Here is a 17,551-nt window from a genome sequence, read left to right as displayed (position 1 = left end):
ATGCTTCAAGAGCGATGGTTAAATGAATCTAAAGAGACGTGAGGAGAAAAAATAAGATCATGAGTAAAATAAAAAAAGCCTTAGCTGCTCTGGTTATGGCAAGTATGACATTGACAATGGTCCCTCTTAACGTATTTGCTTCCGACACGATTCCGACTCGATTGGCAGGTACAAATGCTGAACAAACCGCAGTCAGAATTGCTGATCAAACAGGTTGGACTGGAACGGCAATTCTTGCTTCTTCAACTTCCTATGGTATGGTTGATGCCCTAACCTCCGGTCCGCTGGCCTATTATTTAAAAGCGCCTATCCTTCTGACCGGAGCTGGAAACACACTTGACTCTGCTACCAAAGACGAACTTGTTAAACTCGCCGTTACGAAGGTTTATGTGACCAGCGGAACTGCGGTGATCAGGCAAGGAGTCCTCGATGAGCTGAAAGCAATGAATATTACGGTTGTACCCCTTGGTGGAGGTGACCGATTTGAAACCTCGGTTAAGATCGCTCAACTGATGGTTACCCTCGGGGCACCGGTGACGAAAGTTGCGGTTGCCTACGGCTGGTTAACCCAAGACGCCCTCTCAATTGCCTCTATTGCTTCCCAGGCCAGTCAACCGATTCTTTTGACGAACAGTGCTGAACTTCCTGATATTGTCCAAGAATTCTTAAAAGAAAATCCTCACATCACGACTTCTGATGTCATTGGCGGAACCGGCGTCATTAATGGTACTGTGTTAAACCAACTTCCAAAGCCTACCCGCCATTCTGGGATCACAGCTTATGATACGAATGATCAAGTCATTAAAGACTTTGCCGGTTCTCTATTCTTTGACCAGGTATACTTAGCCAATGGAGTTACAGGTATTGATGCTCTTTCCGGTGCACCGCTGGCTGCTCAAACTAAGTCTGCAATAGTCCTCACTGACGGTGTTAAGTCTCCTGCTGCAGGTGTTTTCGTGAAAAGCAAGATGTCCGTTAATAGTATTGTCACTGCACTTGGAGGCGACGCAGTAGTTACGGAGAGTCAACGTTATCTTGTAAATACAAGGGATACAAATGGACAAAACGCAATAATTGCCCAAAAAATAGAGGATATAGCCAATCAGAATGATATTCCGCCTGCGCTGGTTAAAGCTATTGCTTGGATAGAGAGTGGATGGAAACAATACGAATCAGATCCAACAACAGGACAGCCTTTAACCGATCAACCCTTTATATCTGCCGACGGCGGCATAGGAATTATGCAGATTTCTCCGGCCAATTATCCCGAATACGATGTTTCCAGGCTGAAAAGTGATCTGGATTATAATATTGACACAGGCTGTAAAATTCTCAATAACAAGTTTCGAGCCTACCCCAAGATTGGAGACGGGAATCGCAACGTCTTAGAGAATTGGTATTTTGCCCTATGGGCCTATAATGCTTGGACCAAAGAAAATAACCCGAATTACTATACGGGTCAAGACGCCTATCAGGATAAGGTATTTGGCCTTCTCGGGCAAAAATACAACAGTGCAATTACCTTTGCTCCAGGTGCCACAATTCTTCCCAGATCCCTATTACCCCTTACAGATCCGCCGAATCTCTCCAGTTGCTGGAGCACTCCAACTCCCATGCACAGCGGGGACCTGGCCTTTGATTCTGAGTCATTAATGACGAATGGAGATTTCTGGTATAACTATGAAATCCCTCAGCAGCCCAGGGGCGATTACTATGTACAAGCTTTAGCATTTTATAATACTCTTTACAATAGCCCATTGGTCTCGTCAGGGGATAAGACCATCGTTTCTCAGAAAATCCTTAACACCTATAACAACCTCTTAGATTCAGCGGATGCTTTGGTGTTAGAGAATAATGCAACATCCTGCGCAATTGCAGCAAAATATTACTGGACCGTTCTTCAAGGACCGAACTTGGATTCTGCAATTAAGAACCGGGCTGGTTCGGGTTATCAGAATACTTCTGCTAAAGTAAACCAGTCCTAAGATTTAAAACTGTTCAAATCCTCCATTAAAGCGTTGACGCTGTCAAAGGTTTGCTCATATTGGGATGGTTATTGATATCATCAATAGCAGCCAAGCTTTCAGCATTAGGTTGTTCAATGCGGAGGTCAAAAGGAATGCCGCCGTAGCGAACGGAATAATGCAGGAAATATTCATAGCTGTGTAGCAGACTGTAAAGTATGCAACTGGCTCACCTATATATTGATCCATATGCCGGGGATGGGGAGAAGTAAAAGCATGGTCAAGAATGACAACGTTGTCGTTTCTGGGCCATGCTTAATTTTCGAATGATCTTCCTTTTGACAATAATTGTAATTGCTTTTGCTTTAGCGATAGGAAGCGAAATAATGGGAATAGATTATGGAGCTAAATTTTTGGAATTACGAAAGAAGAATAAATTAAGTCAAAAGATCTGGCCGGTATTGTAGAAATCGGTCAACCTACGATTAGCGAGAGTCGAAAAACCATTGAGCGGGAAATCAAGACGTGTTTTGCCAATGAGCACAGAGGCTGCTCCATCCAATTGGAAAAACAAGCTTAGGACTACATTCTGGAGAACATTCGCAATGCCATTAATACTAAGCGTAATATAATCAGCAAGCTCTATGATCATATAGAGACTAAACAGGAGCTAAAGGTCAATGGGAGAAAGGTTGAGTAACTAATCTCTATAATTAAAGATTTCCTAGATAGGTACTTTAAATATTTTCGCAATATCACTGAGAGAGCAATCTCTAGACTTAACGAAAGTTGTTTCGAGCTTAGCAGATGCAAATACATCAGTAAAAGGCTTGAAGGCTATTCCAATGATATTAAAGGTGTTTTAGAAATAATCGATAAAATATCTAAATTTGAGACTCCCAAGGAATATTAGTTGCCCTTGCAAAAATCTCATATAATTCTGAATTGACTTGTATCTGAGTGTTAAGTATATTACATTTATAAAGTTTAGGCTTCAAAGAGTATAGAAGAATGAAGCTTACGCTTTATTCCTTTGTAAACCGATATAGCAAGGAGGACTGAATAAAAAATGCGCCTACATAAGATTATCCTGCATCAATTGCAGATGCCTCTGAAGAAACCCTTCGAAACAAGTTTTGGTGTTCAGAATGACCGCGTCTTTTTGTTGGTGGAGGTGCATGGCAAAGAGGCAGTTGGCTATGGAGAAGTCACTGTCATGGCTGCACCCTTTTACAACGAAGAAACTCCTCAGACTGCTCGGCATATTATTAAGGACTTCCTTGCTCCCCTGGTACTCAACAAAGAAATCGGGCACCCGAGGGAAGTCACCAATCTCTTTAAGCCTATCAGAAGAAACAATATGGCCAAGTCGGGACTGGAAGGGGCAATTTGGGATCTCTGGGCTAAGGAAGAGGGCCTATCTCTGAGTAAGGCTCTTGGCGGTGTCAAAGAAAAAATCGCCGTGGGGGTGAGCGTCGGAATTCAGCCGTCAATGTCTGATTTAGTTGAAGTGGTCGGCAGATACCTTACGGAGGGATACCGCAAGATCAAGGTGAAGATTAAACCAGGCCGAGATCTTGAAACCGTAAGCATCTTACGTGCAGAATTCGGAGATATTCCTCTAATGGTCGATGCCAATTCGGCTTATTCACTCGCTGATTCAGATATCTTCAAAGAAATGGATCAGTATGGCTTAATGATGATCGAACAGCCCCTGTCCCATGATGATGTGATTGACCACCGGAAACTCCAAGCAGTGATAAAAACCCCCATCTGTCTTGATGAAAGCATTCATACCTTGGATGACGCTCGCCAGGCCATCGAACTAGACAGCTGCAGAATCGTGAACATTAAGGTCGGTAGAGTTGGCGGCTTGCAGGAGGTTATCCGGATTCATAACTACTGCCAAGAGCATAAAATTCCGGTCTGGTGTGGCGGAATGCTGGAATCAGGCGTTGGACGGGCGCATAATCTCGCCCTTTCATCTTTACCGAATTTCACCTTACCTGGTGATACATCAGCATCTTCTCGTTATTGGGACACTGATATTATCGAGCCCGAGGTGATGATGTCCAGTGATGGGTATATTCAAGTTCCCAGCGGACCGGGTATCGGCTTCCGGGTCGTGGACTCTCAAGTTAAGCGATATTTGATAAATAGTGAAAGTATAATTTGACAGGTGATAACATGCAAAACATCAAAGAACAGATACGCAAAGGATATCAGGAATTAACAACCCGTCAAAAGACCGTGGCTAAATTCGTGATCGGTCAACCGAAAACTATCGCTCTTCATTCTGCCCAGAAAATTGGCGAGCTGACTGAAACAAGTGAAACCACGGTGATTAGATTCTGTTATGCTCTTGGATATTCTGGTTATAGTGCTCTGCAAACAGAAATTAGAGAGTCGTTGCTTAATTCCGACGAAGAGGAAGGACCGCTCAAGAACTACCGCGATACTACTGGAGAACTGATTGGTGAGAATAATCTCATCCAACGCGTAATGGAGCAAGATGTTGCTTTCATTCAACAAACTCTTAGTTCGATTAATAACGAACTCTTTACCAAGGCTGTTGATCTTATCATACAGGCGAAGAAGATTGTTGTCGTAGGGTTTAGAACCTCATATTCCTTGGCCAACTGGACTTCTTTAACACTAAACCTGATTCGCGGTGACACTTCTCTCTATAGGGGCCCGATTGATGACGCCGACAGTATTATCATGGAAATGGATGAACATTGGCTGGTCATCGCCTTTTCCTTCCCACGTTACGCATCAGAGACAATTTCTTTTGTACAGGCAGCGAAAACTAAAGGGGTTAAAGTTCTGGGGATTTCGGATGATGAGCTTTCCCCCATAGGGCTTGAGGCCAATGTCTTACTGAAAGCCATTACTCCGCAGCCATCTGCTTTGAATGGTATGGCCGCAATTTTCTCTCTCCTGAAAGCCCTAACTACGGGGGTGGCAGCGGCTGATTGGCCAAAGGTTCAGGATCGAGTGAGGACCTACGACGGACAATCTGGTTTTGAGTTTCACATACCAACCACAGAATCATGGGGTTAAAGAGATTAGGAGGACGGAAGCAGTGAAACATGAAATTAATTATAAAGTTTTAACCTCCGTAAGTGAAATTGAAGAGACCCTGACTATGCAGAAAAGAATTTGGAGCGCCAGCGTCGCTGCCTCCCTCCCTGAGATGATGGCTACAAGCCATAATGGAGGTGTGGTCATCGGGGCGTTTATGGACAAGATCATGATTGGCTTTTGTTATGGGTTTCCTGGTTATAAAGGAACAGAGGCCTACCTTTGTTCTCATATGCTTGCAGTTGACCCGAACTACAGGAATCTCGGGTTAGGCAGAGAGCTAAAGCTGAAGCAAAGGGATTGGGCTATAAATTATGGCTACCGGAAAATGGTCTGGACCTTCGATCCCTTGGAGGCTCGCAATGCCTACCTGAATCTTTGCAAACTGGGAGCTTATACCAAAACCTATCTCCCGAGTTATTATGGAGAGATGGAAGATCAGTTGAACCAGGGTCTGCCCTCAGACCGCTTTTGGGTAGAGTGGGAGCTGCTCTCCGAAGGAGTGACGAAGGCTATAGACGGTTCCTCCTTGAGATCAACTCAATGGCAGAGTTATCCGCTGCTTTCTGAATGGAGTCTCCAGGGAGAATATCCAAGACCAGAAGCCCTGAAGGAAATTCAAGCTGCCTCCGGCTTTCTGGTCCCAGTTCCATGTTCTATCCAGGAGATCAAGGCTAATAACCCGGATCTGGCCAGAGAGTGGCGACTGGCGGTTCGCAGTCAAATGATACTAATGTTTGCCAAGGGATATTCTGCGGTAGGATTATTGCGTCAGGATGCCTCCATCAGCTATTATGTTTTAGAAAAAATTTAACCTGACTGCCATCTGTTCAGAGCAATTTCTAAGAAACCAGGGTCTGGAATAATACATACAGAAATCAGAAATTGACGATTTCCGTATAATCTTTTTTAAAGGAGACTGTTTAATGTCAGAACTTCTCCATATTCTCAAAGAACGCCAAGGCGAGATGCTATCCTCTCTGGAACGACTTGTTAAAGCGGAGTCTCCCAGCAATTCCAGAGAATTAGTAAACAAGTCCGGTGAACTGGTTGAACATCTTTTTGCTCAGCATTTAGACATTCGTGCTGAAAAAATTCTTCAATCTCAAGTGGGCCACCACCTAAAGCTGACTTACGGTAAAGGGGTAGAACAGATTCTGGTCCTCGCCCACCTGGACACGGTTTGGGATGTAGGGCGTTTGCCCTTTAGAATTGAAGGAAATCGCGCCTATGGCCCGGGTATTCTGGATATGAAGGGTGGAATTATTCAGTCTCTCTGGGCAGTGAAGACTTTAAGAGAATTAGGGGTGCGCTTAAAAAAACGAATTGTCTTTCTTATAACCTCGGATGAAGAGATTGGAAGTCCTACTTCCAGAGCCTACATAGAAGCGGAGGCTCTAAAAAGCAAAGTTGTTTTAGTAGCAGAACCGGCTGAAGCTAAAACTGGGGCGCTTAAAACCGGGCGTAAAGGGGTTGGAATGTTTGTTGTGAAAGCACAGGGAATAGCAACCCATGCCGGAAACAATCATGCTCAAGGGGTAAGCGCCATTGAAGAATTAGCACACCAGATTCTTAAACTACAACAATTAACGGATTATGAGAAAGGCACAACTCTGAACGTCGGAGTGATTAAAGGAGGTACACGCTCGAATGTAGTTGCCTCGGAAGCTGAGGCCGAAGTGGACCTTCGAGTAGCTACTGCGGCGGAAGGCAAACGCTTAGAACAAGCTATATTTGGCTTAGAACCAAAGTTAAAGGGTTCATCACTAGTTGTTACGGGTGAAATGAATAGGCCGCCCCTCGAACGAACAGCTGCAATTGGGGCGCTTTATGGGATTGCCCGCAATATCGCGGATTCTCTTGGTTTTGAATTGGGGGAGGCTAGCGTGGGTGGAGGAAGCGACGGAAACTTCACCGCAGCCTTGGGTATCCCCACCCTGGACGGCTTGGGTTGCATTGGCGACGGAGCTCATGGGGAGAATGAACACATTGAGATCGATAAGTTAGCCGAACGGGCAGCGCTCTTTGCTAACCTGCTGGTGAAAATAGACTAAGTAATAGATTGATTAAGGGAAGAATAGGCTGATATAATGATATTTACACCATACACTATTTGATTTGATTCAAAGGGGGGAGGAAATCAATGTATGATTTCCTGCTACATGTTATTATCCTAAACATCCTAGTGGTTCCCCTGGCGTTTGTCGCTGGCTATCAGCTCAGAAGATTCGTTCCACAGAAGATAAGACTGATGATCGGATTTACAGTGGTATTAGTCTTAACAACAGTTACAGTTATTCTAGCCTTAGAATTTCAGATCCATTCAACACTACTTCGCTCAGCGCAAATAGCGATTGCTGTAGGGTTTCCCCTTGGAATAGCGGGTCCACCACTTAATGACTGGAAAAAGAAGAATAATTAATTGCGCGGAAACAAGGGTTGGTCCACTGTAGTATTGCGACAGTGCTTATAACAGTTCTCTTTGCTCTTGAAGGCATAGAGAGCTGTTCTTTACATTATAGCGCAAGTTATTATCACGGCTCATAATTAAATAAGAATCGTAGAAAAGATCAGGCCGCCTCGTGTTTGAGGCGGCCTGAGCCATGGAATAATCAGGGATAAGTTTCATCATTTTGTCTGGAAGATTATGCTATAATAGTTGCAACAGTTTGTCTTGGGACGGTTGGCCACACCCTTTTAGAAAGGGGGTGGTAGGATGATCTCAATGTTTGAGGCAATGTATCTCATGATTGCATTTGCGGCACTCGTTGTTATGATCATGAAAAAGAAATAACCGCCCCTAGCCGGATGGCGGTTATTTCTTATAACCCCTAATTCGGGCTAACCGTTGCGGTTAGACAACCTGCCGGGCTGACGTGCTTGCAACACGTCAGTCCTTTTATAATATTATACCCATGAATTGTTAATTATGCAACCAGCATACCTATAGCTGAAGCCTCTATTGGACCTATGTTAGGTAGGCTTTAAAAAAGTCATATAAATAGAAGGTATGTCTAAATCTACATAGAATTAGTAATGATACACCAGAAAATGGCTTTTGAAGGATAATATTCATGGCGTTATGATGAGTGGAGGTAATAAATGTTTGGAGTAAACAAGAATAACCAGGAAATGATGAGAAGAATGCGGCGCCAGCAGGAGGAAATCATCGTCAATCAGAGACTTCTGGCCGACAGACTGGAAGCCATCGAGAACAAACTGGGGATTAAACCCCCTGCATCCCCTTCTGTCGTTAAAGAATCGCCCCAAGCCCACATGCCGGCTAAACCTTTAAGAGAAGATGCCGGGGTACAGATGCAGATGAAGGTGAAACCGGAGTCAGTATCGGACCTGCAAGCTATACCGGAGCGCATGGGCAGGGAACAAGGGAATATTGAGTTTGAAATAGGCAGGACCTGGTTCAACCGCCTTGGGGCGGCAGCCGTTATTCTGGGATTGGTTTATTTCCTGAAGTACAGCTTTGATAACCAGTGGATTGGTCCCACAGGGCGTATTGTCCTAGGTATTATGGTGGGTCTGGTCATGCTGGGTGCAGGGGAAAGGCTGAGGAAGAAATATGTTATCTATTCCCAAGGACTGATAGGAGCCGGGAGCCTGGCTCTATACTTCTCCGTCTATGCCGCCTATAATTTTTATCATCTCATCTCACCCGCCTGGGCTTTCGCTTTTCTCATCGTAGTTATGGCCAATACAGTCTTTACCGCCGTCCGCCATGACTCCCTGACTATCGGCATCCTGGGCATTGTCGGCGGTTACGGGGCCCCCCTGCTGATATCTACGGGGACTCCTCTGCCCTGGATTTTCTTCGGCTACTTATGCATTCTCACTTTGGGAATTTTGGGAGTATCCATATATAAGCGCTGGGATTCCTTCCGTCTCATCAGCTTTTTCTTCAATCAGCTGCTGATTTTGGTCTGGTACTTCGGAATGTATAGGAATGAATTCATACTGCCTACATTTATCTTCGTCGTGGTGAATTTCCTGGCTTATCTGGCTATTGCCAGCGGCTACAATATCAAAGTTAAATCTCAGGTTAATTCCGCCGAGACTATCCTAATCTTCCTCAATGCCACCACCTTTTTCATCTGGAGCAGGATTTTCCTGCAGGGTACCATAATCAAAGACTACATGGGCTTTTACGCTCTGGCCACGGCCCTGGCCTACATCTATATCGGACGTCTGGCCTACCGGCTGAACCAGGAAGATAAAAAGCAGGTCTATACCCTCTTTGTCGTAGCTATCAAACTTATCACCGTGGCCTTTTATCTGCAATTAAATCACAAATATGTGGGTTATGCCTGGGTCCTGGAAGCCTGCGGGATTTTCTTTTTGGGAAGTCTATTGAAAAGCCGCTTTTTGGTCCTGGTCGGTATTATTGTGCTGATCCTGGGCAATATGGCAATACCAGCCTGGTCCAGGAATGAAAATTACCTGGCTATTTCCTGGCTGGGGGAAGCTCTGGGCCTGTTCCTAATGGGATATAAGCTGAAAATTCCGGACATCCGCTTCAGTAGTATGGCCGTCCTGATCCTAGGGAGCATCGTGGCCCTGGAGAATGCCAGCGGTTATCAAATGTATAGGGCCAAGGTTTTCCTCCTGAACTGGCCGTCCTTTGCACTGCTTTTGGCCGTCTCTGTCTCGGGAGCCATCTATTACCTCTATAACCGACTGGTCCTTGAGAAAGAGAAATACGTGAAATTTGGAGTAGGAGTATGGGCCCTTAGTTTAATATTTGTTTCCTTGACCTTTGAAAACAGGCACTTTTTCCAACTCCACCCCTACAAATACTTCCTCTCTCCGGAACAGTTAAGCTTAGGCCTCTTATGGATGATTTATGCTATTGTCCTCTTTAGCTGGGGCTTAAAAAGAAATATTAAGGGGATGAGATATGCCGCTTTAGGTTTAACCTCCGTCACCATGCTTAAAGCCTTCTTGATGGATTTGGCCAGTTTAGCAACCATTTATCGAATTGTGCTATTTATCATTTTAGGCTTAATCCTTCTAGGCATCTCCTTTGCTTACCAGAAGAAGCAAAATCTCTTTGACAGGGGTGAATCACAGTGAGGTTCACAGGCCGGACCGCCGGAAAAAGGATAATCAAAGTTCTGATGGTTTTGATTCTATTTCTAATTCCCATGCTCTATTCGCCAAATATTTTGGCTGCAGTTCCTGAGGATTTCCACTATGTTGGCGAGGTGAGTCCCGGTTCCCCTAATTCTACGGGCTTTTTCATCCTGGAGATTGAGGCTGAACCTAATTCCGTGATGGACGCCTCCCTGCGGGATCTGCGGATATTCAACAAGGAGGGCCGCGAAACAGGCTATACCAGGCTCCAGACTCAGGAATCCAAGGAGAGCCTCATACCCCTGGAAATCATCAACAAAGGTAACATTCAGGGTACGGATCAATACAACTTTACTCTCAAGGGTATCCCCGCCGGCGGGGCTGAAATTACCATAAGGCTGGATAAACCTGAGTACCTGGTTAAGGCTCATATTTTGGGAAGCAATGACAATGAGAAATGGCAGGAAATTGGGGTCCAGACCCTTTACGGGATTAATGACAGCAATAACCAGTTTACATTGAGGGGATTGGAGTATTCCTTTATAAAGTTCGAGTTTGCCCAGCCCAAAGGTGAGAATTTGAGTGTATCCAGTGCAGGATACAAGAGCTTGAAAAAAGACAAACCAGAGGTTGATTATAGTTCTTTTCCCATTCTCCAGGAGGAGAATGGGAAAACCACCACCCTTACCCTGGACTTGAAATACGCCAATCAAAACAGCAGGCTTATGAAGCTCATCACCGGGGAGAAGGGTTTTTACCGCCGGGCTTACTTGGAAGCCAGCAATGACGGTCAGCAGTGGCGAAGGGTCACCTCCGGCTATCTCTACAGAGGAACTGAGCGGGGGGATGAGAGCCTTTCCTTGGAATACCCCCTGACCCAGGCCCGCTGCCTGCGGGTTATCCTGCAGAATGATGATAATCAGCCCGTGAAGTTTTCCCAGGCCCAGATAGGGCTGGTTCCTATCCGCCTCCTGGTCAAGGACGAAGGGGATAATGGGCCCTTCAAGATATTCTGGGGTAATGAGCAAATGGCTTTCCCCACATATGATGCCCGGGAGGTCTTCCTGCAGAGTAAAATCAAGGAAGACGACCTTCAGATCCTGTTTTTAAAAAGTTACAGCGTAAACTCCCAGTACAAAGAGGCCAAGCCCCCCCTGACAGAGCGCTTTCCCTTTCTTTTACCCCTGGCCTTAGGTTTGGCTGTCCTGGTGGTGGGGATTATCCAGTTCAGATCCTTTAAGAAAATGAGTTAAAAGGATATGGTTCAGCAGGGCCTGTGCTGTGAGGAATAAAACGAGCCGTCTCGTGGTATGAGATGGCCCGAACCCGTTGGTATAGTCAGAGAGTTTTCATCTTTTGGTTGGAAGATTATGCTCTAATACTTATAACAGGTTGTCGAGGGACGGTTAACCAAACCCTTTTCGGAAGAGGGGGTATTCGGTTAGACAATCTGCCGGCTGGCGTACTTGCAATACGTCAGTCCTTGATTAATAATACATCCATAGATTGTAAAATATGCAACCGCTCACCTACGGTATAAATTGAGCAAAGTGAAAGGGTAAGTGCATTGGCTAACAGTATTAAGAAGGATGCAGAATGGGCTGAAGCAAAAAAGAAATGCAGACGTAACGAAGAAACCTTAAAAATGGCTAAAGAGATGGGATTAAATCCTAAAAGTTTAATTAAAAACATACCTAGTAAAAGTGAACAGTGGAAGGCCCCTGTGAGTGTTTGGATCCGGGAAATGTATGAAAAAAGACAAGATAAGTCATTTCCGAAAAAGGCCCGCAAGGGAGAAAATCACATCTTTAGGAAAGAAGGGGAAGCAAAATAAGTTCACTCCATATTCATGTTATTCTCTTCTTTGAGCCCATTTTTGCATGGTATAATGGGACAGAGAGTAATGTCTCAGAAATGGGATAACAGCAATTCCAGAATAGAACCGGAAGATGCAGCAGAACCAGCCGATTTGATTATTTTTGCAGTGAAATTCAATGGACTGAAGGATGCTATTCAAGCTGTCAGGAATCAGGTAGGTGAACATACTATCATCTTATCCGCCCTGAATGGAATTACAATAGTCTAAACGGAAAAGTTCTTGTGCAAATGAATATTGGAGAGCAAAGCAAAGTACTCCGAGCTATTTGACTAGGCAAGGAGTACTTTGCTTTTTCAGAAGATCACCGATGTAAAACATTGAGGTGTGATTCGTGATTAGATGATGCAAATGTATCGGTAAAAAGGCTTGAAGGCTATTCCAGTGATATTAAAGGTATTTTGGAGATAATCGATAACATATCTAGTCAAACTTCTTACTTTTCTCAGAATGGTATTGGAATAAAGAAGGAAATAAAAGGATCATGTGGAAATGCTTCATAAGGCGATTTTGAGGAGGAGAGTTTACAGTGAAAAAAACAAAAGGGCTAATTGGTTCTATTATTGTCTCAATGCTATTGATCATTAGTTTTTGCACAATGGCTTGGGCTAGCAGCGGTAAGAGGATGGCAGATCTCAAGACAATTACTATTCTGCATACCAATGATACACATTCTAGGGTGGTTGAAGGAGAGTATGATGGGATCGGCTTTGCAAAACTAGCTGCTATGTTCAAGGAGTTCAAAGCCCAAAACCCTAATACATTAGTCCTTGATGCCGGGGATACCTTTCACGGACAGACGGTTGCTACTCTATTAAGAGGTGAGAGTATCGCTAAACTGATGAATATCATGGGCTACGATGCTATGACGCCAGGTAACCATGATTTCAATTACGGCTATCAGCGTTTACTGGAACTCGATGAGATAACCAACTTTCCAATCTTGAGTGCCAATGTAAAAACAGTGGATGGCACGCGAGTTCTGACTCCTTTTGTTATTAAAGAGGTAGAGGGTATCAAGATTGGTATTATTGGTCTGTCCACCCCTGAGACGGCCTATAAAACCCATCCTAAGAATGTCGCAGGTCTTAAGTTCACTGACCCAGTGGAAGAGGCCAGAGTGATGGTAAGTGAACTTAAAGAAAAGGTAGATGTTATGGTTGTCTTAGCGCACCTAGGTATGGATCCATCTAGTCAGGACACGAGTATAAAACTTGCCCAGGCAGTACCGCAGATTGATCTCATTGTAGATGGTCACAGTCACACTACATTAAATGAAGGCATGATGATCGGTAACACTCTGATTGTAAGTGCAGGAGAATATGATAAGAACCTGGGTTCCGTCCAACTAACGTTTGAAGGAAAAAAATTAATTGGCAAACAAGCTAAACTGGTTACTAAAGAAGACGCTGAACAAACCCCAGACGATCAAGACGTTCTAAAGACTATTAACGGGATACTAGCTGAAAATAAACTAATACTGTCTCAAGTCATTGGAAAAACTGCCGTCAAATTAGAGGGTGAACGGGAACGTGTCCGCAAGGGTGAGACTAATCTAGGTAACCTCATTGCTGATGCAATAATAAGTGAGTCTGGAGCGGACGTGGCCATTGTCAATGGTGGAGGGATACGTGCCAGCATTGAAGCAGGACCTATTACTAAGGGTCAAATTATTACCGTATTACCGTTTGGTAATTTTATCGTAACCAAGAAAGTGAAAGGTACGGATATCAAGGCTGCTTTGGAGAATGGTCTAAAGAGTTATCCTGAGCTTAGTGGCGGCTTCCCTCATGTATCGGGCATTAAGTATACTATTGACCCCTCGAAGTCGGCTGGAGAGAAAGTGACTGAGATTATTTTTAAAGGGAACCCCTTAGATCTGAATCAAGACTATATATTGGCTGTCAATGATTTCATGGCCAGCGGCGGAGATGGCTATTCGATGTTAGCTGATGACGCAATTGCGAATGAATATCCGGCTTTAGACGAGATAGTAATAAACTTCATTCAGGCTAAGCAGGTCGTAGACCCCCAAGTGGAGGGAAGAATTGTTGAGAAACAAGCCATTGGCCTAGGGCCTACTATAGAGCCTGCCATCTATATCGTTAAGCCTGGTGATGTACTGTATCGGATTGCCAAGCAATTCGGTACGACTTGGCAAAAACTTCAGGAACTTAATCAATTAAAAAATCCTCACTTAATTTTCCCTGGTCAAAATATTATCGTGCCTGTCAGTAAATAATTTTTATATGCAAGTGGGAGGCAATCATAATTCTAAAAACGTTGATTGCTGTGAGAAATATGAGAAAGCAAAGCAGTTTTATCACGACGTTTAGGATTAGAGATTCTTGCTGATTTTAGGGCAAATGTGACTTTGACAGGCGGTATTGCATTGCAGACTGCTGATACTTGGAAAGGCTTTATTCATAAGCAAGATGAAGATATTGTTTTTGGAAACAATGCCTGTGAGTTATATTTTGAGGAAGAAGATATGGACGGCTTTGTTACAAAATTAAACATTATGAAAGCTATTGAATATGTTCATCCGCTCTTTGAACATTCGTGGGGTCAGAGAGTAGTTCGTTTCTATGATCTGGACAAGCACATTATTGAAGTCGGCGAAAACATGATTATGGTTGTTAAGAGATTTATCAACACCGGACTTTCGATTGAAGAAACGGCCACACGTATGAATGTGCCAGTTGATTATGTGAGGTCGTGCTTAACGTAAAAAATGCAATCATGTGGATTCGTTAGGCATGTCAATGATATTGTAGAAATGCTGAAAACTAGAGGTTTATCCGATTACGAATCGATTATAGATTCGGTGTGATTTCATAATCTAGTCGTTCCCAGTCTATTGACGCTGTTTGCAATCCTATAGAAAGAAGACCGGTTCCTTTCGCTCTCTATACAGATTATTCAGTCGCGTTGCAGCTTCTTTGACCAGGCCGGCTTTCATTGTTCTGGCATTTTGCGGACAGTTTTTAATACAGGCACAACAGGTAATGCATTTTTCAGTATCAATCAGATTGCTGTTTTCTGAATCAATAGCACCGACAGGACATACATCTGCACAAATTCCGTATTGCGTACACCTATCACTGACCGCAATAAAATCAACACTCCATAGCTCAGTAATTCCTCCATAGGGATAGCTGCCGGGTATATTTATTGTAGAAATGTGATCGACTGATGAAACAGACAGTAATTTTTCATTAATTTTATGCCCAAATAGTTCTGCATGATTTAAGTCACTTGCATCAGGACGACCCTCGGCTGTTGGTGTTTCGGAACTGGAAAAGGAGTGCTCTCCAATATATGCGGCCCCGGCGATCGGTTTACATCCACATTTTACAAGAATGTTTTAAGCTCAAGCAGTGCATTTTCATACGCCCGGTTACACGTTATATAGAACAAAGAAGGGAATGAGTTATTATGGATTTTCGATTTGAACCTATGACATTAGCTCATGGGAAGGAAGCAATGGACATTTTCAATTATTACGTGGAAAACAGTCATGCAGCATATTTCGAGAATAAACTAACCTAATGAGTTTTTTGGGAAATTTCTTGAAATGACAAAAGGTTATCCAGCATATGTAATGAAGAATAATTCAACTGGCAAAGTGGTAGGGTTTTGTTTTCTAAAAGCACATAGTCCTTTGCCGGTTTTTAAACATACAGCTGAGATTACATGTTTTATTGGAAAAGAGGAAGTTGGAAAAGGCATAGGGAAAGAGGCTTTGAATTTGCTTGAGGAAGAAGGCAAAGCTTTGGGGATAAAACAAATTCTTGCAAGCATATCTTCAAGTAATGAACAAAGTATTGAATTTCATAGAAAGAATGGATTTTTAGAATGTGGGAGATTTCTGAACATAGGTAAGAAAAATGGTAATATCTTTGACGTTGTATGGATGGAAAAAGAAATCGGTGCGTAAGAGGATGTTTAGGGGCCGACGTCCTGTCGGCCACTCTGTTTGCAATGGAAAAAGATTTGCAATCTATTGAAAGTAAGCAATTCATGTTTCCAAAATTATCTCATCCATAATTGAACGGAGATTAATAGGATAAGAAGTTGCACTAATATGTCGTATTATTTCTCATTTGCCGCAGGATTCTGGTATTAGCTGAACTTCACAAAATCTATATTGAATAGGGTTCTATTCTATTGCAGCTCCGGTCGGCCCGATTGTAGTTCTTTGTATTAGACGGACCTTGGCCGAGGGAAGACTGGCGTGCTTTGTTTCCGACATGTACTCGGCGGAACTTGTCGTTCCGCGTAGGTTCCATGATCCTCCTTGGAACGACAAGTTCCGCCGATTTAAAACGCACCTAGCCCTAGGTGCGTTTTATTGCTTTGTGCAGTTACTTGATTTCTATGGATTGAAAGATACAACTTATTAAAGATGCAAATAATCACTTGCCAGTGGCAACTCTATTACGGGGTCAGGTTTATTTTGTGGTCTTCGTAGCGAGGTGATGGACAGGGAATGCGCTGCGCCTTAATGTTTACATATACACATAAGAAGCTCACAATCTGTAACTATCGACGGCTTTCCAAGCTAGTACTTTATTATGCTACAAGGATTGCGACAGGTTCGAATTTTTTGTTCCGTCAGTTCGGAGTGATTTGTGTCATGCTATTGGCTTTGGCCTAGTTATCATCGCTTATTCATTTTTTCCATTTGTGAGAACGATCCGCATGACCTATAGTATTCTTGATTTATGTGGGTACAAGAAAGAGGAGCTTCAGATGATTTTCTATACGGCTTAAAAAGGGCTAGTGATTCTCAATGGCCTGAGCTTTTTCTGCTTGGGCCTGATCTCTGTCCTCAATCGCCTGGTTCTTTTCGTTGACTGTTTGCTGCAGCTCTCGGGTGGACATATTATCAATTGCATTGTCTTCAATAAATTTCCCCCGCTCTTCTTCCGGGACACCTAAGAGGATAAGGGCTTGGGTGTAAGTCAAATTGTGCAGCGCTGCATAATTTGAACTGATGTTTCCTTCGGAAACGTCGAGGAGTTTAGGGCCGTACTCCTTATAGATTTGCATGAGTCTGGTGGCGGTGCTTTGGGAGTAACAGACCGATTCTTTCAGCCACTGGCCCCATTCCCCATGCTTAAGCATTGCCTTGGAACTCTCCTTTTCCGTGTGGGCAGGGAGAATTAATCTTTGAAGGAGAAATTGCTGGGTGTTGAACAAATCAGGCCGCCTCGTGTTCATATGAGGCGGCCTGAACCCTGTGAAAGTCAGGGATAAGTTTCATTATTTTGTCTGGAAGATTATGCTATAATACTTGCAACAGGTTGTCGAGGGACGGTTGGCCACACCCTTTTAGAAAGGGGGTGGTAGGATGATCTCAATGTTTGAGGCAATGTATCTCATGATTGCATTTTCAGCACTCGTTGTTATGATCATGAAAAAGAAATAACCGCCCCTAGCCGGATGGCGGTTATTTCTTATAACTCCAATTCGGGCTAACCGTTGCGGTTAGACAACCTGCCGGGCTGGCGTGCTTCCAACACGTCAGTCCTTTTAT

Annotated in this window: 13 protein-coding genes and 2 pseudogenes; 13 read left to right on the top strand and 2 right to left on the bottom strand. The window is 43.7% G+C overall.

The genetic code is table 11. The features are described 5' to 3' along the window. The first annotated feature begins 59 nt into the window (after window positions 1–59). The 12 genes and pseudogenes from DP73_RS11660 to DP73_RS11605 all read left to right on the top strand — a co-directional run bounded on the left by DP73_RS11660 (window position 60) and on the right by DP73_RS11605 (window position 14,740). Window positions 60–1,985, top strand: coding sequence for a cell wall-binding repeat-containing protein (locus DP73_RS11660; RefSeq protein WP_034599671.1), 1,926 nt, complete (start codon window positions 60–62; stop codon window positions 1,983–1,985). Window positions 1,986–3,033: 1,048 nt separating this feature from the next. Then, window positions 3,034–4,140 carry an o-succinylbenzoate synthase gene (gene menC, locus DP73_RS11655; protein WP_034599670.1) on the top strand — a complete coding sequence of 369 codons (1,107 nt, stop codon included), beginning with the start codon at window positions 3,034–3,036 and terminating at the stop codon, window positions 4,138–4,140. A gap of 11 nt (window positions 4,141–4,151) precedes the next feature. Further along, entirely contained in the window at window positions 4,152–5,027 is an 876-nt protein-coding gene (locus DP73_RS11650; RefSeq protein ID WP_034599698.1) for a MurR/RpiR family transcriptional regulator, read from the top strand. Between the two features lie 22 nt (window positions 5,028–5,049). Continuing rightward, a complete protein-coding gene (locus DP73_RS11645; RefSeq protein WP_034599668.1) occupies window positions 5,050–5,862 on the top strand; it encodes a GNAT family N-acetyltransferase in 813 nt (270 codons plus the stop codon). 112 nt (window positions 5,863–5,974) lie between these two features. Next, the gene (locus DP73_RS11640; RefSeq protein WP_034599667.1) at window positions 5,975–7,102 is read left to right on the top strand and encodes a M20 family metallopeptidase; all 1,128 of its coding nucleotides are present in this window, start codon (window positions 5,975–5,977) and stop codon (window positions 7,100–7,102) included. Between the two features lie 89 nt (window positions 7,103–7,191). After that, the gene (locus tag DP73_RS11635; RefSeq protein ID WP_034599664.1) at window positions 7,192–7,470 is read left to right on the top strand and encodes a hypothetical protein; all 279 of its coding nucleotides are present in this window, start codon (window positions 7,192–7,194) and stop codon (window positions 7,468–7,470) included. 680 nt (window positions 7,471–8,150) lie between these two features. Continuing rightward, entirely contained in the window at window positions 8,151–10,133 is a 1,983-nt protein-coding gene (locus DP73_RS11630; protein ID WP_034599662.1) for a DUF2339 domain-containing protein, read from the top strand. Then, on the top strand, window positions 10,130–11,386 hold the full coding sequence (locus DP73_RS11625) for a hypothetical protein (RefSeq protein ID WP_034599661.1): 1,257 nt from the start codon (window positions 10,130–10,132) through the stop codon (window positions 11,384–11,386). The genes DP73_RS11630 and DP73_RS11625 overlap by 4 nt, the downstream gene beginning before the upstream one ends. 314 nt (window positions 11,387–11,700) lie before the next feature. Then, complete coding sequence (locus DP73_RS11620) at window positions 11,701–11,967, top strand: hypothetical protein (protein ID WP_034599659.1); 267 nt, start codon at window positions 11,701–11,703, stop codon at window positions 11,965–11,967. Window positions 11,968–12,069: 102 nt separating this feature from the next. Continuing rightward, window positions 12,070–12,210 (top strand): annotated as a pseudogene (locus DP73_RS23925) (2-dehydropantoate 2-reductase N-terminal domain-containing protein); the annotation flags it as partial. Between the two features lie 328 nt (window positions 12,211–12,538). Then, window positions 12,539–14,251 carry a 5'-nucleotidase C-terminal domain-containing protein gene (locus tag DP73_RS11610; RefSeq protein ID WP_034599656.1) on the top strand — a complete coding sequence of 571 codons (1,713 nt, stop codon included), beginning with the start codon at window positions 12,539–12,541 and terminating at the stop codon, window positions 14,249–14,251. A 7-nt stretch (window positions 14,252–14,258) separates the two neighbouring features. Then, window positions 14,259–14,740: pseudogene (locus DP73_RS11605) on the top strand (VOC family protein). 147 nt (window positions 14,741–14,887) lie between these two features. On the opposite strand, the gene DP73_RS23920 reads toward DP73_RS11605, so the two are convergent. Further along, window positions 14,888–15,019, bottom strand: a complete 132-nt coding sequence (locus DP73_RS23920) for a hypothetical protein (protein ID WP_242865747.1) — start codon at window positions 15,017–15,019, stop codon at window positions 14,888–14,890. Window positions 15,020–15,586: 567 nt separating this feature from the next. Between DP73_RS23920 and DP73_RS11600 the strand changes: the two genes are divergently transcribed. After that, window positions 15,587–15,949, top strand: coding sequence for a GNAT family N-acetyltransferase (locus DP73_RS11600; protein WP_052090621.1), 363 nt, complete (start codon window positions 15,587–15,589; stop codon window positions 15,947–15,949). Between the two features lie 842 nt (window positions 15,950–16,791). Here DP73_RS11600 and DP73_RS11595 read toward each other — a convergent pair. Then, window positions 16,792–17,139, bottom strand: a complete 348-nt coding sequence (locus DP73_RS11595; protein ID WP_242865745.1) for a DUF3102 domain-containing protein — start codon at window positions 17,137–17,139, stop codon at window positions 16,792–16,794. Between the last annotated feature and the right edge of the window lie 412 nt (window positions 17,140–17,551).

It is taken from the genome of Desulfosporosinus sp. HMP52, from assembly GCF_000765145.1.
GTDB lineage: Bacteria > Bacillota > Desulfitobacteriia > Desulfitobacteriales > Desulfitobacteriaceae > Desulfosporosinus.
This window is presented reverse-complemented; position numbering and strand designations above follow the sequence as displayed.

What these genes read in the sequence shown, in the direction of transcription:
- DP73_RS11660 (WP_034599671.1), top strand. Translation starts at nt 60, where the DNA reads ATGAGTAAAATAAAAAAAGCCTTAGCTGCTCTGGTTATGGCAAGTATG.
- menC (WP_034599670.1), top strand. Translation starts at nt 3,034, where the DNA reads ATGCGCCTACATAAGATTATCCTGCATCAATTGCAGATGCCTCTGAAG.
- DP73_RS11650 (WP_034599698.1), top strand. Translation starts at nt 4,152, where the DNA reads ATGCAAAACATCAAAGAACAGATACGCAAAGGATATCAGGAATTAACA.
- DP73_RS11640 (WP_034599667.1), top strand. Translation starts at nt 5,975, where the DNA reads ATGTCAGAACTTCTCCATATTCTCAAAGAACGCCAAGGCGAGATGCTA.
- DP73_RS11635 (WP_034599664.1), top strand. Translation starts at nt 7,192, where the DNA reads ATGTATGATTTCCTGCTACATGTTATTATCCTAAACATCCTAGTGGTT.
- DP73_RS11630 (WP_034599662.1), top strand. Translation starts at nt 8,151, where the DNA reads ATGTTTGGAGTAAACAAGAATAACCAGGAAATGATGAGAAGAATGCGG.
- DP73_RS11600 (WP_052090621.1), top strand. Translation starts at nt 15,587, where the DNA reads ATGACAAAAGGTTATCCAGCATATGTAATGAAGAATAATTCAACTGGC.
- DP73_RS11595 (WP_242865745.1), bottom strand. Translation starts at nt 17,139, where the DNA reads ATGCTTAAGCATGGGGAATGGGGCCAGTGGCTGAAAGAATCGGTCTGT.